Annotated in this window: 2 protein-coding genes and 1 pseudogene; 1 reads left to right on the forward strand and 2 read right to left on the reverse strand. The window is 74.3% G+C overall.

Going from position 1 to position 1323, the window contains the following annotated elements; all coding sequences use genetic code 11:
* A pseudogene (locus H5J30_RS33720) lies at positions 1-257 on the reverse strand (hypothetical protein); the annotation flags it as partial.
* A gap of 128 nt (positions 258-385) precedes the next feature.
* Between H5J30_RS33720 and H5J30_RS33725 the strand changes: the two are divergent.
* Entirely contained in the window at positions 386-898 is a 513-nt protein-coding gene (locus tag H5J30_RS33725; RefSeq protein ID WP_181791577.1) for a DsbA family protein, read from the forward strand.
* A gap of 59 nt (positions 899-957) precedes the next feature.
* On the opposite strand, the gene H5J30_RS33730 is transcribed toward H5J30_RS33725, so the two are convergent.
* Positions 958-1323: GNAT family N-acetyltransferase (locus H5J30_RS33730; RefSeq protein WP_181791579.1), on the reverse strand; the 366-nt coding region annotated here is incomplete at its 5' end.

A 1323-nucleotide genomic window follows, 5' to 3' on the forward strand; every position in this document is an offset into this window, starting at 1 on the left:
CACAGCACGACGGCGACCGCGAGCACGCCGAAGCCGCCCCAGACCGAGGGCTTGAGGACCAGGTCCGTCGCCCAGTCCCCGGTCGCCTTGCCTACCTTGCCGCCGAGCTTGACCAGTCCCGCCATGGCCAGGCCGACGGGCACCAGCGACAGGGCGGCGATCTTCGTCGCCCGCCGGAACCTTCTCCGGTATGCGGTCAGCAGCGCGATCGCGAGCCCCGCCGCGGAGAGCGCGGCGCAGACCGTGGTGGTGAACATGCTTCCATCGTGCACCGGAATGCGCCGCGATTGCCATGGTGCGGCACGGCATGGGGGACATCTCCGGGTCCGGCTCGTCCGCAGGACCGAGACGGCGCCGCCCCGCCGGGCCTGGAAGACTGGCGTCCATGGAGAACGAAGTGAACGGTGCGCCCGTGCTCGACGTGTGGTGCGAGCTGCAGTGCCCGGACTGCCGGACGGCGCTCGCCGACGTACACGCGCTGCGGGAGCGCTATGGGGACCGGCTCGACATCCGGCTGCGGCACTTCCCGCTGGACAAGCACCAGCACGCGATGGCGGGCGCCCAGGCCGCCGAGGAGGCGTTCGCGCAGGGGAAGGGCTGGGAGTACGTGGAGGCCGTGCTGGCCCGGGCGGAGAAGTTCGGCAAGCAGGGCGAGCCGCTGCTGGCCGGGACGGCGCGCGAGCTGGGGCTGAACGCGGCGGAGGTGGAGACCGCCCTCGTGGACGGGCGGCACTTCCTGATCGTCGACGCGGACGTCGCGGAGGGCAAGGCGATCGGGGTGACGGGGACGCCGACGTACGTCATCGGCGGCGAGCGCCTGGACGGCGGCAAGAGCCAGGAGGGGCTGCGGGAGCGGATCGAGGAGATCACCGACCGCCTGCTCGCCGCGGCGGACTGAGGGGGCGGACTGACGGGGCGCCCGGGCCGGACGGCCCGGGCGCCGCGGGCGGTGCCCCCTCAGATCAGGGGCTTGCGCAGGTGGAACGCCGTGGGGACGTAGCCCAGGGACTCGTACAGGCGCTGCGCCACCTCGTTGCCCGCGAAGACGTGCAGCCCCAGGGTGGCCAGCCCCGCCGCCAGGCACTCGCCCTCCGCCGCCCGCATCAGGGTGCGGCCGTGGCCCCTCCCCCGGTGCTCAGGGGCGACGGTCACGGAGTAGACGTACCCCCCGGTGGCGATCTGCGGCCGCAGCGCGATCCAGATCGTGCCCACCCCGACCCCGTCGTGCTCCAGGACGCGCAGCGCCACGTCCGCGGTCGCGGCGCCGTCGGGCAGCAGGCCGTCGTGGTCGGCGGCCGAGCGGTCGCGTGCCTCGGCCCGCGA

Origin of the sequence: Streptomyces phytophilus (assembly GCF_013870535.1) — a bacterium.
In the GTDB taxonomy this organism is placed as follows: Bacteria; Actinomycetota; Actinomycetes; order Streptomycetales; family Streptomycetaceae; genus Streptomyces; species Streptomyces phytophilus.